We start from the raw sequence: 26,353 nt of genomic DNA, 5'->3' as shown, positions 1-26,353 counted from the left end.
GTTCTGTGCAGTGCATCGAACCGAATACCGCGATCACTGGCGAGCCGGCTCCTCCTTCTTGGGCCAGAGGGTGTGGCTCACCGGCCAGATCAGGGCGATCAGGGGGACCTTGAGGAGGTTGAGCATGAAGTCCACCAGGGCCTTTGTGCGGGAGGGGTCGTTCACGAGCCAGATGAGGCCGAAGAGGATAAGGCACGAGATTCCGTACGCCAGGAGCAGTTTCAGCCAGAACGCCCACTCGTAGCGTGTCCGGGCGGGTCCGCCTGCTGGAGGCTTCCAGGGCGGGGGGCCGCCGGCGAAGCGGTGGTGGAAGCGGGCGTCGGCCCAGCGCATCGTCCGGTGGCCGAAGACGATCGAGTAGGCCAGGTAGGCCGCTGCCAGGCCGTGGCGCAGGTCCGCCGTGGCGCCGCCGCGCATGTCGATGACCGCCGCGGCCAGGAGGACCACGTCGAGGAGCGGGACGCAGAGCAGGAGGGCCGTGCTCAGCCGTCGGCGCTTCCAGAGGTAGCGGCAGGCCAGGCCGACGCCCAGGAGGAGCCAGAAGCCGATTTCGCAGCCGATGAGGATGGCGACAATCACATGTACCAGCTTGCGGTGATTCGCGGCCCGGCACATCGTCGGCGAAAACGAGCCTGTGGATACATCGAAAGGTGTATCCACAGGCTGACCCTCGGAGGACGGCGGCGGCGTCCGGGAGTGGTGAGATGAGGACATGACACGAGCGGCGGTGAGAGGCTGTGGCGCCGGGGCGCGGGCGGTGGCGGGTCGGGCGACACTGTCCTGGGCGCCGCCGGGGGCCGCCTTCGGTTGTTCAGGGTGTGGGCGGGGCCGGCGTAGGCCGGGTGGTCCGGGTGCGTAGGGTCGCTGACCGGCCGCCGGCCTCGACTCGGTCGGGTTCACAGTGGTGGCGGTCGGCACCGCGGCCGTGGGGGGCCGGGGTGCGGGCGGGTTCACGGTGGTTGACGCGGTTCGCGGCGCGGAGGGCCTCCGGGGGCGGTGGTCAGGAGAAGGGCAGGGTGCCGCCTGGGGTGGCGGCCGGGGTGGCATTCGTTCTGGGGGCGCTGCTGATTCTGGCCGGGGGATACCTGCGCCGCGGCGTGCCGGTGTGGGTGTTGCTGGTGCCGTTGGCGATCACCTGTTCGGCCGTGCTGCTGCGGCAGCGGGCCCCGTTGTGGTCGCTGGCACTGGGGGTGGTGGCCGTCACGATCGACGGGCTGGTGGGGCCGTCGCTGGCGACCGTGCTGGTGTTCACCGACAATCTTTACGCCGCGGCGCTCTACGGGCCGGCGCGGCTCGCTCGGTGGCTGCTCGGGATCACGACGGTGCTGGCCGTGGTGGCCGGGGCCGTGGCGGCGTTCATCGCGGCGGACTGGCGGTTGCTGGCCGTCATGGGGATCCAGGCGGGGCTGGTGCTGGTCACGCCGGTCACCACGGCCTGGGTGCTGCGGGAGCAGCGCGACCGGGCGGCCGCGGAACGCGCGCGGGCCGAGCAGGTCGCGCATCTCGCCGAGCTCGACCGGCAGGCCGCGATCGCCGCCGAACGTACGCGGATGGCTCGTGAGCTGCATGACATGATCGCGAACCATTTCAGTGCCATCGCCATTCAGTCGACGGCTGCTCTGTCCCGTAAAGACCTGGATCGGGAGACGGTTCGGAAGGTCATGGAGTCCGTACGGGAGAACAGCGTCAAGGGCATGGCCGAGATGCGGGACATGATCGGGCTGCTGCGGGAGGCCAACGGCGGGCATGAGGGGGACGGGCCGGAGCTTGAGGCCACCCGGCCGCGGCTGGCCGACGCGGAGAGCCTGGTCGAGCGTACGCGGCGGGCTGGGATGGAGGTCGAGCTGCGGGTCGACGGGGAGGTGCGTGAGGTGCCGGCTTCGGTGGATCTGGCCGGTTATCGCATCCTTCAGGAAGGGCTGACGAACGCGCTCAAGCATGGTGAGGCGCCGGTTGTCGTCTCGCTGACGTACGAACCTCGGGAGGTTCTCCTGACGGTCGAGAACCGGGTCGGGCGGCGGGGGGCTCGGCTGCCGGGTTCGGGGGCGGGGCTGATCGGCATGCGCGAACGGGCTTCGCTGGTCGGAGGGTTCTTCGAGGCGGGACGGTCGGGGGATGGGTGGCGCATCGCGGCGGCCTTTCCGATGTCGCTCAACCCCGACACACAGCCGTTCGACGCCCGCCGGCCGGGCGGTCGCGCGTCAGGTGGCCGTCCTGTGGGCGGGCGTGCCGTGGGTGATGGTGCTTTGGGTGGTCGTGCCTCGGGTGGCCGTCCTGCGGAGGCGCGTACTTCTGGGGAGCGGGCTTCGCGAGCGCGGGGTGCGGGTGTGCCGGTGTCGGAGGCTGGGGCTGTGGATGGGCGGGCGGTGCGGTGGCGGGCGGTCGGAGGGGCAGCGTCGGCGCCGGACGAGAGCGCTGCTGACGACGGTGAACACCTCGGGGATGGTGAACGTCCCGGGGACGGCGAGTGGCCCAGGAATGGTGATGGCGGGACGGACGTGGCATGAGCATCAGGGTGTTGGTAGCTGACGATCATGCGGCCGTACGGGCCGGGATCGTGATGATTCTGGACGGCGCCGACGACGTCGAGGTCGTGGGTGAGGCCGCTGACGGTGAGCAGGCGGTTCGGTTGGCTCATGATCTGCGCCCTGACGTCGTCCTCATGGACATCCGCATGCCTCGCCTCGACGGCATCTCCGCCACCAGGGAACTGGCGGGGGTGAGTGACGTCCTGATCCTCACGACGTTCGACGTCGACGAGTACGTCTTCGGCGCCCTCCGGGCGGGGGCGGCCGGTTTCCTGCTCAAGAACACCGAGGCCCATGCCCTGGTGGAAGCGGTGAGGCTGGTGGCGGGCGGCGAGGGGATGATCGCGCCGGGCGTCACCAGACGGCTGATCGCCGCCTTCGCCGACCAGCCGCCCCGCCGTGAGCCGCCCGAGCCGGAGGCGCTGACCCCGCGCGAGCGTGAGGTGCTGGCCTGCATCGGTCGCGGCCTGTCCAACGCCGAGATCGCCAAGGAGCTCGACATGGCTGAGGCCACTACGAAGACGCACGTCAGCCGGCTGCTGAACAAACTGGGCCTGAAGAGCCGCGTGCAGGCGGCGATTTACTACTCAGAGTCGCTTTAGCCCCGTAGGGTGAACGCCGTGACCACGCCGCCGCCCCCTCCAGCCGGGGAGCCGCCCCCCGAGGGGCCTCCGCTCGGGCAGCGTCCGCCCGGGCCGCCCGGCAGCCAGCCTCCACCTGGGGAGCCATCCCCCGAGCGGCCTCCACTCGGGCAGCGTCCACCCGGGCCGACGGGTGGCCAGCCTCCACCTGGGCAGCCGCCCTCCGGGCAGTCTCCGTCCGGGCAGTCTCCGGCCGGGGCTCCTTGGCAGCCTCCGTCTGGGCAGCGTCCGGTCGGGCCGTCTGAACAGCCGCCGTTGGGACAGTCCCCGTTCGGACAGTCTTCGTCCGGGGCTCCTTGGCAGCCTCCGTCTGGGCAGCGTCCGGTCGGGCCGTCTGAACAGCCGCCGTTGGGACAGTCCCCGTTGGGACAGTCCCCGTTGGGACAGTCTTCGTCCGGGGCTTCTGGGCAGCCTTCGTCCGGGCAGCGTCCACCTGGGCCTCCTCCTCACGGGCAGCCTCCGTTCGGGCCGCCAACCGGGCAGCCTCCGTTCGGGCCGGCAACCGGGCAGCCTCCGTTCGGGCCGGCAACCGGGCCGCCGGGCGGGCCGTCGCAGCCGCGGCGGCAGCCTGGGCTGACCGTTGCGTTGGCGCTGGCCGGGAGTTTCGCCTACCTGGTGATCAACCTGGTGGTCGGGCTGCTCGCGTTGAGCACGCAGTCCTCGGCGGGGATCGGCGTCGCGGCGGGGTTCCTCTTGCTTCTGGGGCTCGGCTTGGGCATCGTGCTGGTTGTCCTGCGCAAGCCGTGGTCGTTCGGCCTTGGGCTGGGGTTGATGATCGGATGGTCGTTGGCGTCGATCGTCTCGGCCGGATATTGCACGGGGCTGAACCCCGGCCTGTACGCATAGGTGAAGGCATTGATCGTTCGGCACGTAGCATCCCCTGCCGGCCAGAGGTAGCGGGATGACGACACCACCGCCCCAGGGCCCGCCAGGGCCGCACCAGAACTGGCCACCACCAACGTCGCCACCAACGTCGCCACCAACGTCACCCCCGCCGTCGTCACAGCCGGGACCGTTGCCGCCGCCACCGTCACAGGCGGGGCCGGTGCCCCCGCCGCCATCACAGGCGGGACCGATGCCCCCGCCCCTGTCACAGGCGGGGCCGATGCCCTCGCCGTCGTCACAGCCGTCGACACACCCGGGACCGACGTCCCCGCCGTCGTCACGGCCAGCACCGTTGTCACCGCCCCTGTCACAGCTGGGACCGTTGTCACCGCCACCGCCACCGCCACCGTCGCAATCGCGGGCGGAAAACTTCCCGCCGCCCCCGTCGCCACTGCCGCGGTCGATGCCTCTACCGCCACCACCACCCAGCAGTCGCAACTCCGCGATGCTTCTCGGCGCGATGCTTCTCGTCGGCGTGTTCACCTACACCGTCGTCAACGGCATCGTGGGCTTCTTCGCCTTCTTCTCCGCCATCAACGGCACGAACAAGGGGGTCGTGATCGCCGCCGCGGTGCTGCTGGCCCTCGTCGGTCTCGGCGGCGGTCTGGGGTTCGGCCTGGTCCGCAAGTCGTGGTCCCGAGGTCTGGGGCTGGGGCTCGCGATCGGCTGGGCGCTGTGGTCGATGCTGACGGCCGGAGTCTGCACCGGCCTCAACCCCAGCCTGTACGGCTGACACCATGCCGTACCACGAGATATTCGTCGGCCTGGGCGTCCTGGTGGCCTCGGTGGTCTTCGTCCGCGAGGCCAGGGCCAGGGGCGCGCTCAACGAGCAGTCACTGGTCGCCGTCACCGGAGCCCTGGTCGGGGGCGCGATCGGCATGCGTCTGGCGGGCTGGCTGGAGACCCTCGACCTCGCCGACCTGTGGCTGTACGGCTCCCGCAGCATCCTCGGCGGCCTGACCGGCGCGTACGTCGGCGTGCTGGTCGCCAAGAAGGTCATCGGCTACAAGGAGCGCACCGGTGACCTGTTCGCCCCGGCGGTGGCGCTCGGCATGGTGATCGGCCGTATCGGCTGTCACCTGACCGAGGCTCCCGGCAGGCCCACGGACCTGCCCTGGGGGGTGCACGCGCCGCCGTCCACCCCGGAATGCCCGGGATGTCTGACGGGCCAGGCCATGCACCCGTCGTTCGTGTACGAGATCGTCTTCCAGCTGGCCGCGTTCGTCGCGCTGCGGTGGGCGCGCAAGCGGCTGACCGAGCCCGGGGAGCTGTTCACGCTCTATCTCGCCGGATACGCGGCCTTCCGGTTCCTGGTCGAGTTCACCAGGGCGAACGAGACGTTGTGGCTCGACCTCACCGGGCCGCAATGGTTCCTGGTCCCCGGCCTGACGCTGCTCGCGCTCAGGCTCGCGTACGGCTGGCGTCGAGGCCACTACGATGCCCTTTTCAAGCGGAAGGTCACGACATGAGCGCAGGGATGGGGCTACGGGGAGACCGCATCCTCCGGTACGTCAACGCGTTCTGCCCGAAATGCCACGGCCGGGACCTCGACCAGGTCGAACGGCTGAGCGGCTGGCTGGCCGAGCGCGACGGCAAGGTGTGGCTGGAACGCGGCTGCCGCGAACACGGCCTGATCCGCACGCTGTACGACGAGGACCCGGAGATCCTCTCCTACCTGGAGGAGTGGACCGCTCCCACCAAGCAGCACATCCCCGACGTGTCCGGAAACTTCGCCCCGATCCCCGGCGCGTACCTCAACGGCCTGCCCGAGATGCAGACCCAGCACACCTGCATCCTCCTGGAGGACATCGCCGAGGCGTGCAACCTGCGCTGCCCCACCTGCTTCGCCGACAGCTCGCCCGACCTGACCGGCGTCGTCCCGGTGGCCGACGTGCTGGCGAACGTGGACCAGCGTCTGGCCAGGGAGAACGGCAAGCTCGACGTCCTGATGCTGAGCGGCGGCGAGCCCACGCTCCACCCCGAGCTGAAGACCCTCCTCGCCGAGCTGGTGAGCCGGCCGGTCACCCGCATCCTGATCAACACCAACGGCGTGCTCATCGCCAGGGACGACGCCCTGCTCGACCTGCTCACCGAGCACCGCGACCGGGTGGAGGTCTACCTCCAGTACGACGGCTCGTCGGCCGAGGCGTCCAGGCACCACCGCGGCGGCGACCTGCGCCGAATCAAGACGGAGGCCGTACGGCGGCTGTCGGAGCGGGAGATCTTCACGACCCTGGTCATGACCGCGGCCCTCGGCGTCAACGACGGCGAGATCGGCGACGTCGTGCGCCTCGCGCTCGACACGCCGTTCGTCGGCGGCGTGTCGCTGCAACCCCAGTTCGGCTCGGGGAGATCGGGCGTCATCGACCCGTCCGACCGGCTCACCCACACCGGCGTGCTCAAGCGGCTCGGCCCGCAGACCGGCGGCCTGGTGACCTGGCGCGACCTGACCGCACTGCCCTGCTCGCACCCCCACTGCTGCTCGGTCGGCTACCTGATCCGCGACGACGCCCAGCAGTGGCGCTCGCTGGTCGCCCTGATCGGCCACGACCGCCTCAAGGAGAACCTGGGCCTGGTCTCCAACCGCATCGCCGACTCCGAACTGCCGCGCGAGCTGCGGATGGCCGTCCAGGAATCGCTGCTGGGGCTGCTGTCGGAGCAGTCGTCGCTGTCCCACCCGCAGATCGGCGACCTGTGGCGGGACATCTGCGAGAACTGCGACCTCGGCGTCGCCACGCTGCTCACCCTCGCCTCCTCGGCGCTGCCCGGCCGGCGGAGGAAGCTGCGCAGGATGCTGGGCGAGCGGGTGGTGCGGATCACGATCAAGCCGTTCATGGACATCTCGACCATGATCGAGGAGCGGCTCACGCAGTGCTGCGTGCACGTCGGCACGCGTGCCGAGCAGGACCAGTGCGCGCCGTTCTGCGCCGTGCAGGCCTGGCCGCAGCTGTCGCGGCAGCGGCTGTCCGCGGTGGCCGCCAAGCCGGGGCTGGTGATCCTCTGAAGAGCCGGCCGTACGATCCGCTCCGGTTGTGTGTGTACGCCACCGTGGCGCTGCTGGCCTGGCTGCTCGGGCCGTGGGCGGTGCTCGGCTTCGCGGCGCTGGGGTTCGCCGGGTACTGGAAGGCGCGGCGGGCCGGGCTGACCCGGAGCAAATGCCTGCTCAGGGACACCCGGCTCGTGCTGGCCTATCTCGGGCTGATCGGGCTCGCCGCGGTGGTGGGAATCGTCCTGTCGCTGCGGTGATCAGGTCGCGGGGACGTACAGGATGAGCGACTCGGCGATGCAGGCGGGCCGGCGCTCGCCCTCGATCTCGATCGTCATCTTCAGGTTGGCCAGATAACCGGCCGGGGTGCCCTTGACGTCGGTGAGCTCGCCCACGGCCCTGACCCGCGCGCCCACGGGCACCGGCCGGGGGAAACGGACCTTGTTCAGCCCGTAGTTGACGCCCATCGCGATGCCCTCGACGCGCACCATCTCGAACATGAACGTCGGCAGCAGCGACAGGGTCAGGAAGCCGTGGGCGATCGTGCCGCCGAAGGGCCCCTCCTTGGCGCGCTCCACGTCCACGTGAATCCACTGGTGGTCGTCGGTGGCGTCGGCGAAGAGGCCGACCTGCTCCTGGGTGACGGTGCGCCACTCGGTCGGGCTGAACGTCTCGCCCACGGCCGCCTTGAGTTCCTGTACGTTCGCGAAGGTCCGCATGGCCACGAACGCTATTGCGCGGGCGGGACGGCTGCCAAGTTGAGCAACCGGTACTCCTTCCCCGAGACCACCCAGTAGACGATCGTGCTGGGCTCGGCGGACCGATCGTCCCCCCACCAGATCCCCGCCCGCTCGAACGTCACCAGCGCGCCGGTCGCGAGGTCGTACACCTCGCCGTCGGACACCGCGAAGCGGTCGAGAGCCGGGTAGTCGGCGAGCCGGGGCGCGAGGCCGAGCCCCTGGGGCTCGATCGCACCGGTCCCGTCGGCCCGCTGCAGGTACGAGCGCCCGCCCTGGGCTCCCCAGCACCAGAACGGCCCGCACCGCAGCGTCACGACGTCCCGGGGGATGACGACGCGCACGGTGTAGGGGTCGCCGGACAGGTCCACGACCTTGGTCTGGACCTTCTGCGAGTCGTCCGCGTCCGTGGCCCACGGCCACCTGATGAGGTGGAGGCCCTCGCTGCCGGGGATCAGCCGCGGCGCTTCGCCGCCTGCGAGCGGCATCCACCACACGCCTCCGCCGCCCTCCGACCAGATGATCCGGTCACCGTTGACGGCGATGCGCTCGATCCGGAGGTGCTCGCCCGTCATCGCGGCGACCCGCCGGGGCGCGCCGCCCGCGAGCGCGGCCGTCCAGATCTCGCGTACGGGGGTGCCGTCGTCGCGGAGGGCTTTCACATACCAGGCGAGGTTCGTCCCGTCGAACGCCGGCGGCTGTGGCAGGTACGTCCTCATGCCGGGAGGGACCGTCAGGCCGGCGAGCTCGCGGAACGTCCGGGTGACCGTGTCGTACACCTCGAACAGGCGGAACGTGTCCTCCCTGGGGCCGGTGGCGACCAGCACCCGCGTGGCGTCGAACGCGGTGAGCGGGAAGCGCCGCCATCCGTCCGGCCCTTGCGCGGGCATCGTGGTGACCGCCTGCGGCCACGCCCGTTCCAGAGGCACGACCTGCGGGCGGTGACGGGCCGCGTCGCCTCCTCCCGTCCGTTCCCGCTGGTGAGCGTGACGGCCGCGATCACCGCCGCCACCGCCGTCGCGGCGGCCAGCCCCTGTGTACGCCGCCTGCGCCGTCGCCGTCTGCGCGCCGCCACCCCGCCGAGCAACCTGGACGGTTCCGGCGCACGGTCCGCCGCCGCCCGCAGGGCCTCGGCCAGGTCGTCCTCGCTCCTCATGTTCGTCCCTTCTCGAACAGCCCTGGCCTGATGCGCAACGTCTGGAGCGCCCGGAGCGCCTGGCTGCGGACGGTTCCGCGGGAGATGCCGAGGATGTCGGCGATCTCCCGGTCCGACAGGTCCTCGTAGTACCGCAGCACCAGGACCACCCGCTGTCTGCGCGGCAGCGTCGCCAGCTCCCGCCACAGCTCGCCGGAGGAGTGGCTGTCGGTGTACGCCCCCTCGGGCACCTCGCCCGTGAGCTGCTCCCTGCGTCGCCGGCGCCACCAGCTCACGTGCTGCCGGGTCATGATCGTGCGTACGTAGGACTCCGGGTTGTCCTTGTTGCGCACCTTGCGCCAGGTGTCGCCGGGCTTGAGCAGCGCCTCCTGGACGAGGTCTGCGGCGTCGTCCGGATTTCCGGTGAGCACGTATCCGTACCGGAGCAGGGCGGCGCCACGCGCTTGCACGAACTCCTCGAACTCCACAACACCCAGACGCACGGGCGTCCCGGACTGTTGCAAAGATCTTTTACTCGAAACCATCGCATGCATGTTCGAGTCCGCGCTACAGTTCTGGGTATCGAAATCGAACAAGGGTTCGGCCTGGTGAGAGGGGGTGTGTCCGATGACGATGCTCGCCACAGCTCCTGCTCGGACACGCCGTAGCACTTTCTTCCCAAATCTAAGACGGCCGCTATATCCGGCAATAAAGTCCGAGAGCGTGGACCCTGTGCGCAATCCCTACGCCCCCGGCGCCGGGCAGCGTCCGCCGGAGCTGGCCGGGCGCGACCGTGAGCTGCAGCAGTTCGAAGTGGTGCTGGAGCGGGTCGCCCGAGGCCGCCCCGAGCGCAGCATGGTCGTCACCGGCCTGCGCGGCGTCGGCAAGACCGTCCTGCTCAACACGTTCAAGTCCATGGCCATGCAGCGGCTGTGGGGCACGGGCAAGATCGAGGCCCGGCCCGACCAGTCAATCCGGCGTCCCGTGGCGGCCGCCCTGCACATGGCCATCCGCGAGCTGGCTCCGCGCCACCGCGCGCCCGAGCGCATCGAGGAGTTCCTCGGCGTGCTGAAGGCGTTCGCGATGCGCGACCCGTCCGCGGCCAAGGGCACCTCCCACTGGTCGCCCGGCATCGAGGTGCCCGCCAGCCGCGGGCGCGCCGACTCCGGCGACCTGGAGATCGACCTCACCGAGCTGTTCGTCGACGCCGCCGGCGTGGCGACCGACCTCGGCGTGGGCATCGCGCTGTTCATCGACGAGATGCAGGACGTGCAGTCCGCCGACGTCTCCGCGCTCTGCGCCGCCTGCCACGAGCTGTCCCAGTCGGGCGGGCCGCTGATCGTGGTGGGCGCGGGGCTGCCGCACCTGCCGAGCGTGCTGTCGGCCAGCAAGAGCTATTCCGAACGGCTCTTCCGCTACGCGCGCATCGACAAGCTCGATCGTGAGGCGGCCGACCTGGCGCTGATCCTGCCCGCGCGGGAGGAGAAGGTCGAGTTCACCCAAGAGGCCCTCGACGCGCTCTACGAGGCCGCCGACGGCTATCCCTACTTCGTCCAGGCGTACGGCAAGGTCGCCTGGGACCTCGCGCTGCGCAGCCCGATCACCCTCGACGACGTCAAGGTGTCCGCGCCCGAGGCCGAGGAGGAGCTCGCCGTGGGCTTCTTCGGCAGCCGCTACGAGCGGGCCACCCCCGCCGAGCGCGACTACATGCACGCCATGGCCCAGATCGGCGACGAGCCGGTCGCCACCGCCGACGTGGCCGACGCCCTCGGGCGGAAGCCGTCCAGCCTCTCGCCCGCCCGCGACAGTCTGATCAAGAAAGGGCTCATCTACAGCGCCGAGCGCGGTCTGATCGCGTTCACGGTGCCGCACTTCGGAAGGTTCCTGCGGGCTCAACCCGTTTGAGCGCCGCCCCTAGACCTCTATTGGGCTGTCTAGTGGGGAAGCTAGACAGCCCAATAGAGCTGTATCGCCATGCCCGGATAAAGAAATCTAGGGCTCTCTAGCGTCACGCCGATACTGACGTATATTCCGGCAGAGAGTCGCTGTCGTCGCTGCTCACGACCGCCACGCGCACCGCCGGACGACGTCCGCTCAGGTAGACCGCGAAGACCACGTCGTCGTGGTCGTGGCCGGTGAAGACGAAGAAGCGCCAGCACAGCTCGCGCCAGCTGTCGTACGGTTCGGGCGAGGTCAGCGCCTCCCGGTACGTCCGCCACGGGCCGCTCGACCTGAGCCTGGAGAGCATCACCTGCTCGGCGGGGCCGGGGCGCTGCTCGCAGGGGGCGCGGTACCGTACCCGATCGATCAGCTCCTCGATCTCGGGGGAGAGCAGCGCGAGCACCGCCACCCCTGCGGCCGTGAACCAGGTCGGATGGGTCATCGCCGCCCACCCCGACTCCGGCGCGGCCACCGACAACGCCGACATCCCGGTCAGCACGACCGTCCGGCCGATCGAGCGCATGCCGACCGGCGCCGAGCTGACCTCGCCGAAGCAGCCGCAGCCCGCGTCCGGACGTCGCCTGCGCAGCTCGATCAGCACGTACGTGGACAGAGCGAAGAAGCAGACCGTCCCCCACCTGAAGATCGGCGCGGTGGTGGCCAGCAGCCCGACGGTGAGCACCAACTCGCCCGCCGCGCAGACCAGCAGCGAGGGCGCCTGCATCCGGCCGGGCATGAGCACGGCCGGGCCCAGCCGGGACAGGGCGCCCGGCTCCCCGCCCCCGCGGACCGTGACCACCTTCGCGCCGGTGCCCATGACCAGCAGCACGATCAGGATCGGCAGCTGCGATTCCAGCACGCCCGTCTCCAGCACGTCCGTCACCCCAATCCGATCTGAGCGTTGAAGCAGCCTTTGATCAACTCGCCGCCCAGCTCGACGAACGAGGCCGGCGACAGCTCGGCGACCCGGCCGCGCGGCGAGGTCTCGCACTCGACGCAGCGGTCGCAGAACCGCCCGGCCAGGCATCCGCAGGCGACCACCGGCAGGTTGGCCGTGCGGCCGGCGCACGTGTTCCTGATCTGCAGCAGCGAGCCGATGGCGAGGTAGGGCAGGCCGGCGCAGGAGAGCCCGGCGTCGGGGCAGCCGGTGTCCACGCGTTCCAGCATCGGGTACGCCGCGCCGCGCTCCTCCTCGTCGAACGTGTCGGACCAGGTGGCGGTGCCGGAGATGCGCGCCTGCGCCCCGGCGTAGGCCGGCGGCGGAGCCGGGACGCTGCCCGACCGGTGGGCGGGCTGCGAGGTCGCCGGCAGCAGCGCCAGGGCGGAGCCGTCGCGCCTGATCCCGATCGCGTCGAACAGGTAACCCGGCTCGAACTTCGGATGCCGCACCTGCAGCCGTCCGGTGGCCGGGTAGGGGATGACGATGGTGCGGGGGCCGCGGTGGGGGCCGCAGTCGAGCACGACCGTCAGCTCCCCGCGCCCCTCGATCGAGACGATCGTGCCGGTGAGACGGGTGGTGTCGGCCCAGATCCGCTCGACCACGCGGCCTTCGCGCAACGTGCGCATGAGCACCATGGAGCCCACCGGGAGGTCTGCGGGCGCCATCTCCGCGCCGTGCCAGGCGGTGGCCCAGGGGGCGATCACCAGCCGCTCCTCGGCGCCTTCGGGGGTCTCGATGGCGATGAGATGCGGGCTCACGTCAAGGATCTCGCCGGTGACGGCGCATAAAGGCGCGCCGTCGGCCGGGTCGGGGCCGGCGATGCCCGGGGCGCGGCCCAGCGCGGCGGCCGCGAGCAGTCTGCGGCGCTCGACGTTCGGATAGCCCATCCGCCCTCCCTCGTCAGGTACTAGGTTCACATGACTCCGGAGCGGCTCGTGCCGCGGCGAACAGATGGGAGCAAAATACGCATCCCCGGGGAAGGTAGCTGACACCCGCCTTCGAACAATCTGCCACCGACCTTGACTGACCTTTGTCTTCGTCGGGCCGAAACCTGAATTGTGGCTCAGTCGCAAAAGGGCATCAGGCTGCGATTCTGGCCACGATGCAGACCACCGGGTGGGAAGAGGAGTTCCGCGAGTACGTCATGGCCCGCGGTCCCGCGCTGCTGCGCGCCGCCCGTCAGCTCACCGGGCATCCACTGGACGCGGAGGACCTGTTGCAGAGCGCCCTGGCCAAGACGTACCTGGCGTGGGGGAAGATCGAGGACCGGGGTGCGCTGGACGGGTACGTCCGCCGGGCGATGGTCAACATCAACATCTCGCAGTGGCGGCGGCGCAAGCTGGAGGAGTATCCGTCGGACGAGCTGCCCGAGGTGGCCACGGCGGACCCGCCGGCCTGCGGGGAGGTGCACGAGCTGCTGGAACAGGCGCTGGAGGGGCTGCCGGAGCGGATGCGGGCCGCGATCGTGCTGCGGTACTACGAGGACATGACCGAGCCGGAGATCGCCAGGACGCTCGGGATCAGCGTCGGCACGGTCAAGAGCACGGTGTCACGGGCGATGGGCAAGCTCAGGAGCGCCTTGGGGATCCCCTCGGAGGCGGGGGGATCGGGGGTTCCGGAGACGTCCTCGTAGGATCGCTCCAAGGATCAGTTGAGCGAGGGTGTGGTCTCCTCGGCGCCGGCGGTCGCGCAGGGGCGTACGACGTCTCTGATCTTGCGGAGTGTCTGCAGGAACGCGGCGAGCTCGTCGTGGCTCAGGAGGCCGGTGAAGGTGTCCTCGATGTCCTGAAGGTGCTGGGGGAGGACGCTCGCCAGCCGGTCGCGCCCCTCGTCCGTGAGCGCGGCGTAGGAGGCCCTGCGGTCGGTGGCGCACGCCTGCCTGGTCACCAGGCCCTCGCGTTCGAGCCGGTCGACGACCCTGGTCACGCCGCTCGTGGACAGGCCCGTCTGGGCGGCCAGGTCGGTCATCCGCAGCGCCTGCCGCGGTGATCGTGCCAGGCGGATGACGGTCTCGAAGTCGATGCCCGACAGCCCCGCCGCGCTGAAGACGGGCTGCATCCGGGCCGTCAGACCTGCGTGAACCTCGGCGAGCAGGCCCATCGCCGTCAGCCTGGGGTCATCGATGTGCTTCACGTCCATACCTTAACCGACGTTAGTTGACTCGCGGAATATTCCTCGTGTAGACATTTGTTGCCGCAGACATCCGCACAGCAACGTTCCCAAGGAGAACCCGATGAGCACCCGCACCTGGGAGTCCCTGACCATCCCCGCCGCCGGCACGTACAACCTCGACGTGGCCCACACCCGCATCGGTTTCGTGGTCAAGCACATGATGGTGAGCAAGGTCCGCGGCCGCTTCGGCGACTTCAGCGGCACCGTGACGATCGCGGAGAACCCGCTGGAGTCCACGGCCGAGCTGACGATCAAGACCGCCAGCATCGACACCGGCGTCGGCGACCGCGACGGCCACCTGCGCAGCGACGACTTCCTCGCCGTGGACAAGTTCCCCGAGATCACCTTCCGCAGCACCCGCGTGGTCGGCCACTCCGGCGACGAGTTCACCGTCGTCGGCGACCTGACCATCCGCGACGTCACCAAGGAGGTCGAGCTCACGGTCGAGTACGGCGGCGCCGGCACCAACCCCTGGGGCAACTCGGTCTGGGGCTTCTCCATCAACACCGAGTTCGACCGCGAGGAGTTCGGCCTGACCTGGAACCAGACCTTGGAGGCCGGCGGTGTGCTCGTGGGCAAGAAGGTCAAGATCGAGATCGAGGGCGAGGCGAACCCCGCCTGAGCTGGGTTATCCACACCCCGGAAGCCCGCCCTGGCATGGGGCGGGCTTCATCCACAGGTGGTTACCCACAGGCTGTTGATAACTCTTGGTGAAGGCACGACGCGCAACCGCTTTGCCGCCTCGGCAGAAGGCCGGTACGCTGTGCTGAGCCGCGATGGCTTCCAGGAGGATTCGCCTAGTCAGGTCTATGGCGCCGCACTGCTAATGCGGTTTGGTGGCAACACCATCCGGGGTTCAAATCCCCGATCCTCCGCCAGGTAGAAGGCCCTTCCCCGATCTTCGGGGGAGGGCCTTTTTGATCTCTGTGGGCCTGTGGGTTGCAGTTCGGGTTGCAGTTGGCCCGTCAGCCTCCAAGGGCCGAGCCCATGCGGTCGCTGGCATCCTTCGCCTGGAGGGTGGCTACGGGGGTGTACCACTCGGTGGTCGTGATCCTCTCGGCGATCTCCGCCGCCGCTCCGCATCTTGGATCTCGCGGTGGGCCTTGAGCTAGGCGAGCAGAAATATGCCGCCAGCCAGGGCTGGTCGAAGGCAAACGGGATGACCGGTCGGTGCGAGGCTTGCCCAGGTGTGCACATCTCAGAAACCCTGCAGTCATGCTCACCGTACGGCAGCTCCTCAACTACCTCGAAGGCCTACCCGACGACACTCCTGTAGTGATCGACGTGCGCCCAGGCGATGAATACGTACTGGTCGAAGGGGCCACCACTACGGATGAGGGCCAGGCAGGAAGCCGTACACCCACGGCCGTCGAGCTGGTGACACGCAGAGCCCAGCGAGACGCGATCCAACGAGAGCTTGGCGAACTGCGCGCGGCGCTCTGCCACACCCTGGGCAAGTTCCATGAGGAACCAGGACCGCAGGGATTGACGATCATCTCGGTACTGTCCGACCAGGAGATCATCAAGGAGATCAGCCGGCTTCGCGCGATGGCAGAGTCTGTGGAAGTGCAGAGGTTCAAACCCTGATCACCGTGCCATTAAGCGGAGTGACGAGGGGGCAAACACCGTCACTCAAGACCGGTCTCGGCCGCAGGTCAACGCCACTGCCGGCGGGGTCCTGCAATTCCCAGGCTGACAGCACGGAATCGACTCCCGTAGGGGTGGGACAACGGTGACAGGATGATCCAGCAAGAGGGGAGCATGCCGATGCGCATCAAGAATCGGTTCCTGCTGGGACGGCCGTTGTATCCATCGGGAGCGGAAGAGGCTCTTGCCAACGTGATCCATCGAGCCTTCATAGACATCCGTCACATGGTCCGATATCGCAAGCCGCTCTGGCTGGACAGTGATCACCCTGGAGCCCAGCCGACGGCTTACCTTCAGCGGATCCACATGCTGTCAGACCTCGGAGATCAACTGCCGTCATGTCTTGCAGCCATGGTCCGTCGCCCTCGTTCCCGGAAGAACATCACGTGGAACCTGACCTACACGTGGAGAACCGCCGGCCCGAATAAGCGCCAATGGCTGCGAGATGCATTCGCCGAAGTCGGCTACGACCACCGTCATCTGTTCCCGGACCAAGGTGATCACGACAGTTATGACAGGGCGGCTAGGTCAGGAAAGATCCGAACGGCCCGAACTGCCGCAGAGGCAGAGCTGATTGCCCTCGGATACGACAAGGAGGCATGGGAAGAGGACCGCTGGCACACCTTGGAGGAGTTACCCGGTGGAGACGGCCCGCGTGCTCATGTGATCTTCACGTTCACGCCTCGCTCGCGGCTCGCGCGCTGGCGAAGGCGATCCTCATTGACCCTGGCTGTGGATGTTGAGACGAACCGAGCAGTGCTGACGCCTAAAGATCCTAACCATAGACGGAATGATCTCGTTCGGGTGTGATCAGGAAGATCGCAGGCCACAGGTCAGGCACTCCATGCAACGAACGAAGATCACTCCACTTCTGATCCGACGTTTTTGAAACTTTGCGCCCGTGCGTGCCCGCAGCTACGGCGATCAACGAAGAGTGACGGGACTCTGCGGCCCTCGAATCGCGTATGCCGAGGTCAGCCTTACCCAACTCAAAAGCGTGAGCCTTGAAGGCGTTCCAAGTCGCCAGTGGGTACTCGGTAGCCTTAACCAGTGACGCTCAACGGAGGGAAGATCGGGGTCTTTGCCATCTGCGTCGACTCCTCTTACCCGTTGCCAGTTGCATGGCGACCGCCGGCACCTATTTGCCCTATCAGGACCGACGCCGGAGATGATGAGGGAGCGAGCCGAGGCCCTTGCCCGTGCGGACCTGATGAACCTCTGGGCGATCGCAGCCGGCGTCCTGCTGACCCTGACGGGTGCCGGCCTTCTCGCCTACAGGGCAGTACAGCGACGGCGGGCGCAGCGACGGACGACCGATTAGCTAGTTTGCTGGTTCCGGCTGGTCTCGTTCAGGGAAGCATGTTGAAGCCGTTGTCGATGAGCGATGTGATGGCGGCCTCCATGCGGTCGCGTGTGACTTGGTCAACCACGACGAGGTTGGGCTCTTTGAAGAAGTTGGTACCACGTGCCAGCTCGTCGGCGACTTCATGCCAGAGTCGGAACGGATCCTAGAACACTGGCCGGTAGCTCTGCCCGTTCCACTCGATCAAGACATCCGCGAACCAGCCTTCTCGATAAGAGAAGCTTGCCCGTCGAAATAGTCCGGCCAGCGCATGCTGAACATGGCGCGAGTGTGCCGACGGCGCATCGCAGACGATCAACCGTCAGTAGCAACCCATGTTGCAGTTCAAGTCCGCACCCAGCCCGCTCAGAGTGGGCCGCCCATGCCCGCTGACCAGCCTTGAACGATGTCGTCGCGGTCATCCGGGGCTCTTTCCCACGATGCTCTCAAGCGCATCGGCGATCTTCTGATCCTGTAGGAGCGGCGGGTCGAGGAGGCGCCGGACAGGGCCGTTCGGTGCGGCGTTCGGCGCCCTCGGCGTGCCGGGGCGGTGGTCAGAACTGGACGTTGGTCATCGTGTACCAGGTCGGGGCGAATGTCAGGAGGATCAGGGCGACCAGGACGGCGAGTGCGCCGAGGACGCGCGGGGTGGTGAGGGGCGCGGGGGAGATGGGGCGCTGCTTCCATCGTCCGGCCGTGAGGAAGGCCGCGACGCCGCCCAGGAGGAGGTTGGCGGGAACCAGTTCGTACTCGCCGCGCAGGATGTGGAAACCGGCCGCGAGGATCATCGTCAGCGTCAGGCCGGCGGCGGCGAGCGGTGTCAGCATCGGCTTGACCTTCGTCATCGCCGGCAGGATCAGGCCGATGCCGCCGAGCACCTCGACGATCCCGATGAAGACGATCAGGGACTGCGGCACCGCCGCGTACCAGGCCACCGCCCGGGGGGCTGTCGCGAACAGGGCGTCGTCGTACAGCAGCACCTTGCCGAAGCCGCTGCCGGCGAAGAAGAAGCCCCAGAGCGCCTGGAGCGACCAGAGTGCGCCGTTGAGGGTGAACCTCATTCTGCGCGTCCTGGGCTGCTGCTCGATGTCCGTGATGCTGACGTGGTGGCTCATGTCCTGTCACTGCCTTTTCTGATCGGATTCGCGGGGGGAACTCGCCGGCGCTTCGTGCCTTCGTCGGTACGTGTGAGCGGTGCGTGCTGACGGGGCTTATCCGAGCACGGAAGCGAGGTCGTGCGCATCGTCCGTGGGACAGGGTGGGACACGGGAGAGGCGGTCTGCCTGCGGAAACGTGAGTCATATGCCGTGGCCGTGGGATGGGACGGTCCACACGCGAGGCCGGCGGTGGGGCGGGCGCCGCAGGGCGGGGAAGGTGTTCCTGCGGCGCCGAACCGCGGCCCGGCTTCCGGGCGTCAGTCCTGGAGGACTGAGAGGACGTTTCCTGCCGGGTCGGTGAACCAGGCGATCAGGGGGCCGCCGCCGCGGAAGATGCCCTTCTCGTCGGTCTTCAGCTGGTCGTAGCGCTGGAAGTGCACGCCGCGGGCCGCCAGGGCGTCGACCGCCTGCTCGATGTCCTCGACCGGGAAGTTGAGGATGGTGAAGGTTGCGGGGACGTGGTCGGGTTTGGGGTAGACCAGGATGTCGGTGCCGCCGGCGATGTGCAGGGTGAGCAGGCCGTTCGACTCCGACACCGCCAGCCCCAAGGTGTCGCCGTAGAACGCCTTCGCGGCGGCCAGATCGTCGACGGAGAATCCGCTGAACGCCTTCGTCTTGCCGAACATCGTCACATCGCCTTCCGGTGTTCCTCGCTGAGCTGGATGATCTGGACGTAGTTGCCGTCGGGGTCGATCGCCGTGGCGAACAGGCTGCCCTCGCGGTCTTCGAGCTCGGCCAGCCAGGACACGCCCGCCTCCTCCATCCGGGCGACGATCGCGCGCGCGTCGGGGACGTCGAAGTTGAGTATCACCCGTCCGGGCTCGGGATTCTTGTCCGCCACGTCGGCCCGGGTGTCGATGATCAGGTGGAAGTCGCCGAACGTCAGCACGCCGTAATGGGTGACGTCGGTGTCGGACTCGGGGTCGAGCACAGTGGCGTACCAGGCGCGTAGTCGGGCCGGGTCGGTGCTGGCCAGGAGCAGGCTGTTCAGGTTGGGGCGCGTCATCGGTGCCTCCCGGTGGTCGGTGCGGCGGAGGGGATCCGCTTTCGGGAGGGCAGACTCGGCCGGGCGCGGGAACTCATCGGTGGCGCGCGAACGGATTTCCTGAGGGTGCCGGGTGGCCCTGGAAGAGGGCGGGGGTCAGGCGGTGCGGAGGGTCAGGCCGTACGCGCTGAGGATCTCGTTGACGGGCTGGAAGTACGTCGTGCCGCCCGTGCCGCAGTTGCCGGAGCCGCCCACCGTCACGCCCTGGGCCTGGCCGCCCGAGATGAACGGTCCGCCGGAGTCGCCGGGTTCGGCGCACACGTTGGTGCGGGTCAGGCCGTACACGGTGCCCTGGGCGTAGGTGACGGTGGCGTTGTGCTGCTGGACGGTGCCGCAGTGCCAGCCGGTGGTCGGGCCGGCACGGCAGACGGACGCGCCCACCGTCGCCTGGACCGAGCCGCGTACGGTCACCAGCGTCCCGCCGGGACCGCGGACGTACGGCTGCGCGGTGTACTCGGGGGTGGCGACCCACGCGTAGTCGTTGCCCGGGAAGGACGAGCCCTGGAAGGTGCCGGCCGGTGACTTGACCAGGTCGCCGGTGTGCCCGCAGTGTCCCGCGGTGACGAAGCCCGGAATGCTGCCCTTGGTGACCGAGAAGCCGATCGTGCAGCGCATCGAGCCGACGTAGAAGGGGTCGCCGCCGATGATGTCGGCGTACGTGCGGGGCAGCTCGGCGGCCGGCGCCACCACGACGGCCGCACTGCGCGCCGCCGCCACCAGGGCGGCGGCCGGTGAGGACCCGGACGGGGAGGGGACCTGGAGGACGACCCGGTTCGCGCGGATGTCGGCGTACCAGAGGGCGGGGCCCGTCCGGATGCGGCGGGCGGCGTGGTCCAGGCGGCGCACGACGGCGTCCAGCTCCGACAGCGAGTGCCGCACGACGACGGGACGCGCCCCCCGGGCCGAGATCGCGGCGGTCCGACCGGGGTCGGTGGTGGCGACGACGAGGGCGGAGGCGTCCTCGGTCAGCCACGATCCGCCGTAGGAGTCGCCCAGCGAGGTGGCCAGTTCGGCCTCCAGGGCGGCGGCATGCCGCTCGTTCGCCAGCCGGGTGACCACTGCGGGCTCCGAGAGGCCGAGGTCGCGCGAGAGCGCCTCGATCACGGGGTCGGACGCCGCGTGGGCGGGGGTGGCCAGGCAGGCGGCCACCAGGGTGATGCCTGCCACTGCACAGCGAAACATGCCGCCGCTCCTCGATGGGGGGTTCTGTCACGCTAACGGCTGACAGACAAATGAGGAGATACCAAATATTTCCTATTAAGGCGATATGCCCGTCCTTCCGGTCACCGGCCACAAATGGAGATTTTTCGTCCTAAAGTTGTAACTGGTGGTATGTCGGTATCGTATTGGGCCTGGAGGTGTTCCCTATGGGTAATGGTGCTCGTCATTTCGCCGGGGCCGCGGTGGGGGTCGCCGCGATCCCGTTGATCGCGGCCGGTCTCCTGTACGGACCCCGCGCGACCACGTCCGTCCCCGACTGGACGGCGACGGCGGCGCTGGCGGGGACCGCGGTCCTCATCGGAATCCTGGCCGGTTCCCGGATTTCTCCGGTCGCCTCGCTGCTGCCCGGCCTGGCTTTCACAGCCCTGGCCGGGGCGACGGTCGTGCGGGCCGCCACGGGAGGCGACCGCAGAATGGGATTCGACCTGGTGCCCGCCGATTATCTGGACGCGTACGCGGCATTGCTGAATACCTGGTCGTTGATGGTCGGCGGCATTCTGCTGACCGCTTCGCTGTTCCCGTCCCGCTGGCGGGCGCGCCGGGGCGAGGCGCCGGCTCCGGAGAAGGAGGGGGAGGAGCCGCCGCCGCTGCCCAAGCGCGTCCCGTTCGCGTCGAAGAGGATCACATCGGCGCGACCCGCTCCCGGGCCAGCCACAGGGCGATGACCACGTACGGCAGGACCAGGAGGGCGAACGTCGTGCCGTGGGACAGGAACGGCGATCCGGCGCCGTAGGCCGTGTAGACGGCCAGGGTGACCACGTTCGTGCCGAGCCCGGCCACCGACGTCACGGTGGCCCGCTGATCGCCCGAGACGCGTTCCTGCAGTCGCGTGTCGGCCACCACGCCGGCCATCTGGAACGCCCCGAAGGCGCCGGCGACCAGCAGGAACCCGGCCGGATGCGGAACCAGCGCGCCCGCCGCCATGGCCAGCGCGGCCAGCCCCAGGACCAGCGCGAACGACCGCTCGCTCAGGCGGCGGGCGGGCCCGGCCAGCAGGCCGCCCGCCGCCGCCCCGACCCAGACGGCCAGGACGAGCAGCGGAACGGCCGTCCTGGACGCGCCGGTCGCGGCGGCCAGGAAGGGCACGTACTCCTCCAGCGCGCCCCAGATCGCCGTCACGACGGAGATCAGGACGATCGCTTCGAGCACGTTCCGATCGGTACGGGCCTCGGCCACACCGGCCCGCAGAACCGCTAGATACCGCCCGTCCGAATCAGTGGACGTCTCAGTGGACGTCGCTCGGGCAGGACGCCGCTCGGGCAGGGTCAGCGCGGTGGCGGCGCACAACAGGCAGGCGGCCACGCTGGCCGCCCCCACCGCCGGATATCCGCCGGCCGCGAAGACGGGCGTGGCGAGGGCGATCGCCGACGCGGCGGCGGCGATGCCGATCGAGTGGGCCCGGCCCATGATGGCGGCGTACCGGCCCTGAAGGCCCCGGCGTTCGAGCTCCTCGTACGCGAGCGCCTCGAAGGCGCCCGAGACGAGCGCGCCCTCGGCTCCCCACAACACGAAGCCGAGCGCGAAGGCCCAGTAGGACGGGAACAGCACCCACAGCGCGAAGCCGGCGCCGGCCAGCAGCGGGCCCAGGAACAACAACAGCCTGCGGGACACCGCGTCGGCCCAGGCGCCGGAGGGGATCTCCAGCACCATGCCGGTCACGGACCAGATGACGAACAGCGAGGACGTCTCGGCCACCGAGAGCCCGGAGTCGGTGAACAACAGCGTGTACACCGGGTAGAGCAGGATGAACTCGCCGAGGAACGTGTAGACGTAAAGCTTGGGGACGAACATGCGGCCCTCTCGGAAGGGGCGGACAGGGACTCCGTCTGGTGCTCGGCACCTCGGAGGCCCGCGCGCGCTCCTGCCGCGTCGGCCGCTGGTGGTTCATCAATGTCGCCAGTGCATGCCGGGAGTCTAACCCCGGCCCGCCTCCCCGCGCTCGCCCGTACGCACTAGGCGGATCTGGCCGGTTCCCCGGGCAGGGGGATCCACTTGTGCGCCCAGGTGACCAGCTCGTCGAGCACCGGGCGCAGCTCCTGGCCCATCTCCGTCAGGTGGTATTCGACCCGCACCGGCGACGTGGCCAGCACCCGCCGCTCGACGAGCCCGGCCGTCTCCAGCTCGCGCAGCCGGCGGGCCAGCATCGTGTCGTTGATGCCCGGGATGGCCGCCTTGAGATCGGCGTAACGATGGGCGCCCTTGAAGATCATGTGGATCACGGCTCCCGACCACCGGGCGCCGATCAGTTCGAGGGCGACGTGGAACCGGACGCAGACGGAATGGGGGCTCACGGGGCAGATCCTAGCATTTGCTAAGAAATGTTTAGTTACTCAATAATGTTGAGGTATCAACTACCTGAGGAGGAACCCCATGGACAAGCCGGTCCTGCAGATCATCGTCGCCAGCACCCGTCCCGGCCGCGCCGGGCGCGAGGTCGCCGAGTGGTTCAAGAGCCGGGCCGTCGCCGCCGGCCAGTTCGACGTCGAGCTGGTCGACCTCGCCGAGGTGGGCCTGCCGTTCCTCGACGAGCCGAACCACCCCAAGCTCAAGCAGTACGTGAACGCCCACACCAAGGAGTGGAGCGCCACCGTCGACCGGGGCGACGCCTTCGTGTTCGTGACCCCCGAGTACAACCACAGCTTCACGGCCGTGCTGAAGAACGCCCTGGACTACCTGCACCACGAGTGGCAGCACAAGGCGGCGGGGTTCGTCAGCTACGGCGGGATCTCCGGCGGCACCCGGGCGGTGAACGGCCTGCGCCAGGTCGTCAGCACGCTGAAGATGATCCCCGTGGTCGAGGCCGTCAACATCCCCTTCTACCAGCAGTTCATCGCCGAGGACGGCACAGTGGCGCCCAACGACGTCATGATCGCCGCCGCCGACGCCATGCTCGCCGAGCTGGCCAAGCTCACCGGCGCGCTGCGTCCCATGCGGCTGGCCTCCGCCTGAGCTACGCTGCCGGTCGTGGCGCTGGCAGTGGATGTGGTGGTCCGTTACCGCAAGGCCGTGACGTACGGCGTGCACGCGCTGCTCGCCGCCCTGGACACCTCGGGCGTGGAGCACCGGCAGCTGCTGGGCGTCACCCCGGAGGAGACGGCGGCCCACATCGCGGCGAGCCGGGCCGACCGGGTGCTCGTGCTCTGGTCGTTCTACTCGCCCGACGCCGAGGCCATGGCCGCCGAGCTGGCCGCCGTCAGGTCGCTCAGCGACGGCCGGGGGCTGCACATCGCCGGCGGCGTGCACGCCACCGCCGAGCCGCAGCAGGTCCTCGACGCCGGCTGGGACCTGGCCGCGATCGGCGAGGGCGAGTCCACGATCATCGCCCTGGTCGAGGCGCTGCGGCGGGACGAGCCGCTGACGACCGTGCCCGGCCTCGCGGTCAAGGACGCCGACGGCGTCGCGCTCAGGACGCGCCCGGCCCCGCAGCTCCCGCTCGACGCGTTCCCGTCGTTCCTGGGGCGTAAGGGGCCGATCGAGATCACCCGGGGCTGCCGGTACACCTGCCGGTTCTGCCAGACGCCGTTCATGTTCGGCGGCCAGTTCCGCCACCGATCGGTGGCGAGCGTTCGCGAGCACGTCAAGGGCATGGTCGAGCAGGGGTTGCGGGACGTGCGGTTCATCACGCCGACCTCGCTCTCCTACGGCTCGCCAGGCCCCGACCCCGATCTCGGCGCGGTGGAGGAGCTGCTGGCGGGGGTCAAGGAGGAGCTGCCGCCGCGCGGCCGGGTGTTCTTCGGCAGCTTTCCCTCGGAGGTGCGGCCCGAGCACGTCACGCCCGAGGCCATGCGGCTGCTCAAGCGGTACGTCGCCAACGACAACCTGATCATCGGCGCCCAGTCGGGGTCCGACCGGGTGCTGGCCGCCTCCGGCCGGGGGCACGGCACCTCGCCCGTGCGCGACGCCGTCCGGATCGCCGTCGAGCACGGCTTCAGGCCGAACGTCGACTTCATCTTCGGCATGCCGGGGGAGTCGGAGGAGGACCAGCGCCAGTCGCTCGTGCTGGCCGGCGACCTGGCCGAGCTGGGCGCCCGCATCCACACGCACACGTTCATGCCGCTGCCCGGCACGCCCTGGCGGGACGCAGAGCCCGCGTTCATCCCGCTCACGACCATGCGGGAGCTCGACCGGCTGGCCCAGCGCGGCGACGCGTACGGCCACTGGCGCCGGCAGGCCGAGCACTCGGCCCGGCTGGCCGAGACGGCCAAGGCCTACCCCCGCCGCACCCGCCGCCGCCGAACGGACTGAGGGGCCGCGAAACGCTACGCCGACGCAGACGGCAAGCCGAGCACGTCGCAGGACGACCCGACTGCGTCCCACCCGGCACGCGCGGCGGCGGGCCGGTCAGTCGTCGTCGGTGAGTCGTTCGAGTGCGCGGTTGATGGAGTCGCCGAGCGGCCGCAGAACCTCGGAGAGCGCCTCGGCCAGCGGCCTGAGGATCTCCGTCGCCTCGTCCAGCAGGTCGGGCGACTTGTGCTCGGGAGGCGCCCAGCGCATGGCGTCCGCGCTCAGCGTCTCCCATTCGTCCACGACGCCGTCGATGGCGTCGAGGACGTGATCCGGATCGTTTGGCATGACCCTCTCCGGAACAAATCGGTCGGATACCTGCCACGGTACCTTCAGGCCGGGATCGACACCCCTACCCCGCCCCGGGTCTGCGCGCCGTACCGCTCCTTGTCGGCGGCCAGGTCGAGCGGGCGGATGGCGGACCGGGCGGCCAGGGTCTCCTCCGTGATCAGCGCGGCGGGCACGAGCCAGGAGACCTCGAACTCCAGCCCGTCGGGGTCCTTGGCGTACAGCGCCTTGGTCGTCCCGTGGTCGGAGGCGCCGACGAGGGAGCCGAGCTCGCTCAGGGTGACCGCGATGCGCTCCAGCTCGTCGAGCGTGTCCACCTCCCACGCCAGGTGGTAGAGCCCGACGGCGGTGCGTCCGGCGGGCGAGGGGCCGGCGCCCGCGCCGATCTCGAACAGCCCGAGGTCGTGGTCGTTGCTGGAGCCGGGGGCCTGGAGGAACGCGGCGCCGCGCATGCCCATGACCACCTCGAATCCGAGCGCCTCCCGGTAGAAGGCCACACTGCGCTCCACGTCACGGACGTAGAGGACCGCGTGATTGAGCCTGTGGACCGGCATGGTCGTCCCCTTTCACCTGTTTCTCCCGGCCAGAGTATATGAGAGTTCAACTAAAATGAGAGGGTGACTCGATGGCTGGATCCGGACGAGCAGCAGACCTGGCGTGACTTCCTGGCCGCCGGTCAGCTCATCAACGAGGCGCTGGACCGGCAGCTCCAGCGCGAGGCGGGCATGCCGCACACGTACTACATGATCCTGGTGGCCCTGTCGGAGGCGCCGGACCGGTCGATGCGCATGAGCGAGCTGGCCGCCAGGGCCCAGAGCTCCCAGAGCCGCCTGTCGCACGCCGTCGCCCGCCTGGAGGAGCGCGGCTGGGTGCGCCGTGAGCGCTGCCCGGCCGACGGCAGGGGCAACGTCGCCGTCCTGACGGACGAGGGGTTCGCCACGCTGGCCGCCACCGCCCCCGGCCACGTGGAGGAGGTGCGCAGGAGCCTGTTCGACGTCCTCACCCGCGAGCAGGTCCGCGAGCTCGGCGCGATCTGCTCCGCCGTGCGGGCCGCGCTGGAACGGTGAAGCACCCGGCCGTGCGGGCCGCGCTGGAACGGTGGAACGCCGGGCCGTGCGGGACACGCTGGAGCGGTAGCGAGCGAACTGTCATGGCCAGGCCGTAGCCTCTCCCGGTAGCCGAACGAGGGGATTGCCGATGCACGACACCGAAGAGGCACTGTTCCGGACGGTCCACGGCATCGCCGGGCTGATGGCGGGCCAGCCCGTGCCCGTCGTCATGGAGGCGTTGCTGCGCCACCTGCCCAAGGCCCCAGGTCTCGAGGTGACGGAGATCCGCAAGATCGCAGAGGAGATCAGCGTCGGCCGCGACCCCTCGGGGCTGTGAATCACCCGAATTGCCCCT

At 69.5% G+C, this 26,353-nt stretch carries 33 protein-coding genes and 1 tRNA gene; 19 read left to right on the top strand and 15 right to left on the bottom strand.

Annotation, left to right across the window (positions count from 1 at the left end; all coding sequences use genetic code 11):
* Positions 1 to 33: 33 nt before the first annotated feature.
* Complete coding sequence (locus AB0J46_RS07640) at positions 34 to 579, bottom strand: hypothetical protein (RefSeq protein WP_364327805.1); 546 nt, start codon at positions 577 to 579, stop codon at positions 34 to 36.
* A gap of 461 nt (positions 580 to 1,040) precedes the next feature.
* Here AB0J46_RS07640 and AB0J46_RS07635 point away from each other — a divergent pair, with 461 nt between their 5' ends.
* The 7 genes from AB0J46_RS07635 to AB0J46_RS07605 all read left to right on the top strand — a co-directional run bounded on the left by AB0J46_RS07635 (position 1,041) and on the right by AB0J46_RS07605 (position 7,300).
* Positions 1,041 to 2,507: a histidine kinase gene (locus AB0J46_RS07635; protein WP_364327802.1), complete on the top strand. Its 1,467-nt coding sequence runs from the start codon at positions 1,041 to 1,043 to the stop codon at positions 2,505 to 2,507.
* Positions 2,504 to 3,130 (top strand): response regulator transcription factor, encoded by a 627-nt coding sequence (locus tag AB0J46_RS07630; RefSeq protein ID WP_364327799.1) that lies wholly within the window; start codon positions 2,504 to 2,506, stop codon positions 3,128 to 3,130. Before AB0J46_RS07635 ends, AB0J46_RS07630 begins: the two co-directional genes overlap by 4 nt.
* 654 nt (positions 3,131 to 3,784) lie before the next feature.
* Positions 3,785 to 4,015 (top strand): hypothetical protein, encoded by a 231-nt coding sequence (locus AB0J46_RS07625; RefSeq protein ID WP_358290834.1) that lies wholly within the window; start codon positions 3,785 to 3,787, stop codon positions 4,013 to 4,015.
* Positions 4,016 to 4,514: 499 nt separating this feature from the next.
* A complete protein-coding gene (locus tag AB0J46_RS07620; RefSeq protein ID WP_364327796.1) occupies positions 4,515 to 4,787 on the top strand; it encodes a hypothetical protein in 273 nt (90 codons plus the stop codon).
* A 4-nt stretch (positions 4,788 to 4,791) separates the two neighbouring features.
* Positions 4,792 to 5,523: a prolipoprotein diacylglyceryl transferase family protein gene (locus AB0J46_RS07615; protein ID WP_364327793.1), complete on the top strand. Its 732-nt coding sequence runs from the start codon at positions 4,792 to 4,794 to the stop codon at positions 5,521 to 5,523.
* Positions 5,520 to 7,058 carry a radical SAM protein gene (locus AB0J46_RS07610; protein ID WP_364327790.1) on the top strand — a complete coding sequence of 513 codons (1,539 nt, stop codon included), beginning with the start codon at positions 5,520 to 5,522 and terminating at the stop codon, positions 7,056 to 7,058. The genes AB0J46_RS07615 and AB0J46_RS07610 overlap by 4 nt, the downstream gene beginning before the upstream one ends.
* A gap of 32 nt (positions 7,059 to 7,090) precedes the next feature.
* Entirely contained in the window at positions 7,091 to 7,300 is a 210-nt protein-coding gene (locus tag AB0J46_RS07605) for a hypothetical protein (protein ID WP_352365768.1), read from the top strand.
* Here AB0J46_RS07605 and AB0J46_RS07600 read toward each other — a convergent pair whose 3' ends face one another.
* Both AB0J46_RS07600 and AB0J46_RS07595 read right to left on the bottom strand, forming a co-directional pair.
* Positions 7,301 to 7,759 carry a MaoC family dehydratase gene (locus tag AB0J46_RS07600; RefSeq protein ID WP_364327787.1) on the bottom strand — a complete coding sequence of 153 codons (459 nt, stop codon included), beginning with the start codon at positions 7,757 to 7,759 and terminating at the stop codon, positions 7,301 to 7,303. It abuts the gene before it with no gap.
* A gap of 11 nt (positions 7,760 to 7,770) precedes the next feature.
* A complete protein-coding gene (locus AB0J46_RS07595) occupies positions 7,771 to 8,706 on the bottom strand; it encodes a hypothetical protein (protein ID WP_364327784.1) in 936 nt (311 codons plus the stop codon).
* A gap of 12 nt (positions 8,707 to 8,718) precedes the next feature.
* On the opposite strand from AB0J46_RS07595, the gene AB0J46_RS07590 reads away from it, so the two are divergent.
* Positions 8,719 to 8,964 carry a hypothetical protein gene (locus AB0J46_RS07590; protein WP_364327781.1) on the top strand — a complete coding sequence of 82 codons (246 nt, stop codon included), beginning with the start codon at positions 8,719 to 8,721 and terminating at the stop codon, positions 8,962 to 8,964.
* Here AB0J46_RS07590 and AB0J46_RS07585 read toward each other — a convergent pair.
* Positions 8,930 to 9,415, bottom strand: a complete 486-nt coding sequence (locus AB0J46_RS07585) for a SigE family RNA polymerase sigma factor (protein WP_364327778.1) — start codon at positions 9,413 to 9,415, stop codon at positions 8,930 to 8,932. The genes AB0J46_RS07590 and AB0J46_RS07585 overlap by 35 nt on opposite strands.
* Before the next feature lie 220 nt (positions 9,416 to 9,635).
* On the opposite strand from AB0J46_RS07585, the gene AB0J46_RS07580 reads away from it, so the two are divergent.
* Complete coding sequence (locus AB0J46_RS07580; protein ID WP_364327775.1) at positions 9,636 to 10,817, top strand: ATP-binding protein; 1,182 nt, start codon at positions 9,636 to 9,638, stop codon at positions 10,815 to 10,817.
* Between the two features lie 103 nt (positions 10,818 to 10,920).
* On the opposite strand, the gene AB0J46_RS07575 is transcribed toward AB0J46_RS07580, so the two are convergent.
* Positions 10,921 to 11,736 carry a MauE/DoxX family redox-associated membrane protein gene (locus AB0J46_RS07575; RefSeq protein WP_364327772.1) on the bottom strand — a complete coding sequence of 272 codons (816 nt, stop codon included), beginning with the start codon at positions 11,734 to 11,736 and terminating at the stop codon, positions 10,921 to 10,923.
* Positions 11,733 to 12,680, bottom strand: coding sequence for a hypothetical protein (locus AB0J46_RS07570; RefSeq protein WP_364327769.1), 948 nt, complete (start codon positions 12,678 to 12,680; stop codon positions 11,733 to 11,735). The genes AB0J46_RS07575 and AB0J46_RS07570 overlap by 4 nt, the downstream gene beginning before the upstream one ends.
* A gap of 215 nt (positions 12,681 to 12,895) precedes the next feature.
* On the opposite strand from AB0J46_RS07570, the gene AB0J46_RS07565 reads away from it, so the two are divergent.
* Positions 12,896 to 13,426, top strand: coding sequence for a SigE family RNA polymerase sigma factor (locus AB0J46_RS07565; RefSeq protein WP_364327766.1), 531 nt, complete (start codon positions 12,896 to 12,898; stop codon positions 13,424 to 13,426).
* 14 nt (positions 13,427 to 13,440) lie between these two features.
* Here AB0J46_RS07565 and AB0J46_RS07560 read toward each other — a convergent pair whose 3' ends face one another.
* Positions 13,441 to 13,932 carry a MarR family transcriptional regulator gene (locus tag AB0J46_RS07560; RefSeq protein WP_364327763.1) on the bottom strand — a complete coding sequence of 164 codons (492 nt, stop codon included), beginning with the start codon at positions 13,930 to 13,932 and terminating at the stop codon, positions 13,441 to 13,443.
* A gap of 94 nt (positions 13,933 to 14,026) precedes the next feature.
* Here AB0J46_RS07560 and AB0J46_RS07555 point away from each other — a divergent pair, with 94 nt between their 5' ends.
* The 4 genes from AB0J46_RS07555 to AB0J46_RS07540 all read left to right on the top strand — a co-directional run bounded on the left by AB0J46_RS07555 (position 14,027) and on the right by AB0J46_RS07540 (position 16,422).
* A complete protein-coding gene (locus tag AB0J46_RS07555; protein WP_352318104.1) occupies positions 14,027 to 14,587 on the top strand; it encodes a YceI family protein in 561 nt (186 codons plus the stop codon).
* Between the two features lie 164 nt (positions 14,588 to 14,751).
* Positions 14,752 to 14,843, top strand: a tRNA-Ser gene (locus tag AB0J46_RS07550).
* A 337-nt stretch (positions 14,844 to 15,180) separates the two neighbouring features.
* Positions 15,181 to 15,552: a hypothetical protein gene (locus tag AB0J46_RS07545; RefSeq protein WP_364327759.1), complete on the top strand. Its 372-nt coding sequence runs from the start codon at positions 15,181 to 15,183 to the stop codon at positions 15,550 to 15,552.
* A gap of 153 nt (positions 15,553 to 15,705) precedes the next feature.
* Positions 15,706 to 16,422, top strand: coding sequence for a hypothetical protein (locus AB0J46_RS07540; RefSeq protein ID WP_364327756.1), 717 nt, complete (start codon positions 15,706 to 15,708; stop codon positions 16,420 to 16,422).
* 1,086 nt (positions 16,423 to 17,508) lie between these two features.
* On the opposite strand, the gene AB0J46_RS07535 is transcribed toward AB0J46_RS07540, so the two are convergent.
* From AB0J46_RS07535 to AB0J46_RS07520, 4 genes are all read right to left on the bottom strand, one after another.
* Positions 17,509 to 18,069: a DoxX family protein gene (locus AB0J46_RS07535; protein ID WP_364327753.1), complete on the bottom strand. Its 561-nt coding sequence runs from the start codon at positions 18,067 to 18,069 to the stop codon at positions 17,509 to 17,511.
* 299 nt (positions 18,070 to 18,368) lie between these two features.
* Positions 18,369 to 18,737, bottom strand: coding sequence for a VOC family protein (locus AB0J46_RS07530; RefSeq protein ID WP_364327750.1), 369 nt, complete (start codon positions 18,735 to 18,737; stop codon positions 18,369 to 18,371).
* Positions 18,738 to 18,739: 2 nt separating this feature from the next.
* On the bottom strand, positions 18,740 to 19,117 hold the full coding sequence (locus AB0J46_RS07525; protein ID WP_352357622.1) for a VOC family protein: 378 nt from the start codon (positions 19,115 to 19,117) through the stop codon (positions 18,740 to 18,742).
* Positions 19,118 to 19,252: 135 nt separating this feature from the next.
* Positions 19,253 to 20,338, bottom strand: coding sequence for a S1 family peptidase (locus AB0J46_RS07520; RefSeq protein WP_364327747.1), 1,086 nt, complete (start codon positions 20,336 to 20,338; stop codon positions 19,253 to 19,255).
* Positions 20,339 to 20,523: 185 nt separating this feature from the next.
* Between AB0J46_RS07520 and AB0J46_RS07515 the strand changes: the two genes are divergently transcribed.
* Positions 20,524 to 21,042: a hypothetical protein gene (locus tag AB0J46_RS07515; protein ID WP_364327744.1), complete on the top strand. Its 519-nt coding sequence runs from the start codon at positions 20,524 to 20,526 to the stop codon at positions 21,040 to 21,042.
* Here AB0J46_RS07515 and AB0J46_RS07510 read toward each other — a convergent pair.
* Complete coding sequence (locus AB0J46_RS07510) at positions 20,999 to 22,168, bottom strand: MFS transporter (protein ID WP_364327741.1); 1,170 nt, start codon at positions 22,166 to 22,168, stop codon at positions 20,999 to 21,001. The genes AB0J46_RS07515 and AB0J46_RS07510 overlap by 44 nt on opposite strands.
* A gap of 161 nt (positions 22,169 to 22,329) precedes the next feature.
* A complete protein-coding gene (locus AB0J46_RS07505) occupies positions 22,330 to 22,668 on the bottom strand; it encodes a helix-turn-helix domain-containing protein (protein WP_364327738.1) in 339 nt (112 codons plus the stop codon).
* A gap of 79 nt (positions 22,669 to 22,747) precedes the next feature.
* Between AB0J46_RS07505 and AB0J46_RS07500 the strand changes: the two genes are divergently transcribed.
* On the top strand, positions 22,748 to 23,326 hold the full coding sequence (locus AB0J46_RS07500; RefSeq protein ID WP_364327735.1) for an NAD(P)H-dependent oxidoreductase: 579 nt from the start codon (positions 22,748 to 22,750) through the stop codon (positions 23,324 to 23,326).
* 15 nt (positions 23,327 to 23,341) lie between these two features.
* Positions 23,342 to 24,622, top strand: coding sequence for a TIGR04013 family B12-binding domain/radical SAM domain-containing protein (locus AB0J46_RS07495; RefSeq protein WP_364327732.1), 1,281 nt, complete (start codon positions 23,342 to 23,344; stop codon positions 24,620 to 24,622).
* A gap of 96 nt (positions 24,623 to 24,718) precedes the next feature.
* Here AB0J46_RS07495 and AB0J46_RS07490 read toward each other — a convergent pair whose 3' ends face one another.
* Positions 24,719 to 24,949: a hypothetical protein gene (locus tag AB0J46_RS07490; protein ID WP_352318077.1), complete on the bottom strand. Its 231-nt coding sequence runs from the start codon at positions 24,947 to 24,949 to the stop codon at positions 24,719 to 24,721.
* A 44-nt stretch (positions 24,950 to 24,993) separates the two neighbouring features.
* Positions 24,994 to 25,503 (bottom strand): VOC family protein, encoded by a 510-nt coding sequence (locus AB0J46_RS07485; RefSeq protein ID WP_352357608.1) that lies wholly within the window; start codon positions 25,501 to 25,503, stop codon positions 24,994 to 24,996.
* Positions 25,504 to 25,566: 63 nt separating this feature from the next.
* Between AB0J46_RS07485 and AB0J46_RS07480 the strand changes: the two genes are divergently transcribed.
* Positions 25,567 to 26,016: a MarR family transcriptional regulator gene (locus AB0J46_RS07480; protein WP_364327728.1), complete on the top strand. Its 450-nt coding sequence runs from the start codon at positions 25,567 to 25,569 to the stop codon at positions 26,014 to 26,016.
* A 130-nt stretch (positions 26,017 to 26,146) separates the two neighbouring features.
* Complete coding sequence (locus tag AB0J46_RS07475) at positions 26,147 to 26,335, top strand: hypothetical protein (RefSeq protein WP_352318071.1); 189 nt, start codon at positions 26,147 to 26,149, stop codon at positions 26,333 to 26,335.
* The last annotated feature ends 18 nt before the right edge of the window (positions 26,336 to 26,353 follow it).

Source organism: Nonomuraea sp. NPDC049758, from assembly GCF_040674635.1.
GTDB lineage: Bacteria > Actinomycetota > Actinomycetes > Streptosporangiales > Streptosporangiaceae > Nonomuraea.
Note: the sequence above shows the minus strand (reverse complement) of the source record. Positions and strands in the feature narration are given on the sequence as shown.

Coding starts and splice junctions, on each gene's coding strand:
- AB0J46_RS07525 (WP_352357622.1), bottom strand. CDS start 19,117: ATGACGCGCCCCAACCTGAACAGCCTGCTCCTGGCCAGCACCGACCCG.
- AB0J46_RS07540 (WP_364327756.1), top strand. CDS start 15,706: ATGATCCAGCAAGAGGGGAGCATGCCGATGCGCATCAAGAATCGGTTC.
- AB0J46_RS07570 (WP_364327769.1), bottom strand. CDS start 12,680: ATGGGCTATCCGAACGTCGAGCGCCGCAGACTGCTCGCGGCCGCCGCG.
- AB0J46_RS07535 (WP_364327753.1), bottom strand. CDS start 18,069: ATGAGCCACCACGTCAGCATCACGGACATCGAGCAGCAGCCCAGGACG.
- AB0J46_RS07620 (WP_364327796.1), top strand. CDS start 4,515: ATGCTTCTCGTCGGCGTGTTCACCTACACCGTCGTCAACGGCATCGTG.
- AB0J46_RS07565 (WP_364327766.1), top strand. CDS start 12,896: ATGCAGACCACCGGGTGGGAAGAGGAGTTCCGCGAGTACGTCATGGCC.
- AB0J46_RS07615 (WP_364327793.1), top strand. CDS start 4,792: ATGCCGTACCACGAGATATTCGTCGGCCTGGGCGTCCTGGTGGCCTCG.
- AB0J46_RS07600 (WP_364327787.1), bottom strand. CDS start 7,759: ATGCGGACCTTCGCGAACGTACAGGAACTCAAGGCGGCCGTGGGCGAG.
- AB0J46_RS07630 (WP_364327799.1), top strand. CDS start 2,504: ATGAGCATCAGGGTGTTGGTAGCTGACGATCATGCGGCCGTACGGGCC.
- AB0J46_RS07530 (WP_364327750.1), bottom strand. CDS start 18,737: ATGTTCGGCAAGACGAAGGCGTTCAGCGGATTCTCCGTCGACGATCTG.
- AB0J46_RS07510 (WP_364327741.1), bottom strand. CDS start 22,168: ATGTTCGTCCCCAAGCTTTACGTCTACACGTTCCTCGGCGAGTTCATC.
- AB0J46_RS07555 (WP_352318104.1), top strand. CDS start 14,027: ATGAGCACCCGCACCTGGGAGTCCCTGACCATCCCCGCCGCCGGCACG.
- AB0J46_RS07545 (WP_364327759.1), top strand. CDS start 15,181: ATGCTCACCGTACGGCAGCTCCTCAACTACCTCGAAGGCCTACCCGAC.
- AB0J46_RS07475 (WP_352318071.1), top strand. CDS start 26,147: ATGCACGACACCGAAGAGGCACTGTTCCGGACGGTCCACGGCATCGCC.
- AB0J46_RS07520 (WP_364327747.1), bottom strand. CDS start 20,338: ATGTTTCGCTGTGCAGTGGCAGGCATCACCCTGGTGGCCGCCTGCCTG.
- AB0J46_RS07515 (WP_364327744.1), top strand. CDS start 20,524: ATGGGTAATGGTGCTCGTCATTTCGCCGGGGCCGCGGTGGGGGTCGCC.
- AB0J46_RS07500 (WP_364327735.1), top strand. CDS start 22,748: ATGGACAAGCCGGTCCTGCAGATCATCGTCGCCAGCACCCGTCCCGGC.
- AB0J46_RS07490 (WP_352318077.1), bottom strand. CDS start 24,949: ATGCCAAACGATCCGGATCACGTCCTCGACGCCATCGACGGCGTCGTG.
- AB0J46_RS07560 (WP_364327763.1), bottom strand. CDS start 13,932: ATGGACGTGAAGCACATCGATGACCCCAGGCTGACGGCGATGGGCCTG.
- AB0J46_RS07610 (WP_364327790.1), top strand. CDS start 5,520: ATGAGCGCAGGGATGGGGCTACGGGGAGACCGCATCCTCCGGTACGTC.
- AB0J46_RS07485 (WP_352357608.1), bottom strand. CDS start 25,503: ATGCCGGTCCACAGGCTCAATCACGCGGTCCTCTACGTCCGTGACGTG.